Raw genomic sequence first — 269 nt, 5'->3', positions numbered from 1 at the left:
CCGGTGGTGCCTGACGTGTAGATGATATAAGCCAGATCGGTCGGCTGGTTGATTAAGACCGGATTTTCTGCTGGCTGACCGGCGGTCACAGACTGATCATCTGCCGCTATCAGAGCAGGCTGAACAGGCAGTATCTCACCGTGTGTCGCTAATATCGGCAAATGCCGCTGTTGGGTCACTACACTCGGAGCCTGAGTATCGGCCAGAATAAAGCGGACACGCTCGGCGGGATATTGCGGAGAGACAGGTACATAAGCGCCACCCGCTTT

The 269-nt window shown here is 55.4% G+C and carries 1 protein-coding gene; it reads right to left on the bottom strand.

Annotation, left to right across the window (positions count from 1 at the left end; translation table 11 throughout):
• A partial coding sequence (locus AAC147_RS12695; protein ID WP_047686798.1) for an AMP-binding protein occupies nt 1-269 on the bottom strand: 269 nt, incomplete at both ends.

It is taken from the genome of Xenorhabdus sp. NBAII XenSa04 (genome assembly GCF_963866145.1).
Classification (GTDB): Bacteria; Pseudomonadota; Gammaproteobacteria; order Enterobacterales; family Enterobacteriaceae; genus Xenorhabdus; species Xenorhabdus indica.
The sequence above is the reverse complement of the archived record's forward strand: the minus strand, read 5'-3'. Positions and strand labels throughout refer to the sequence as shown.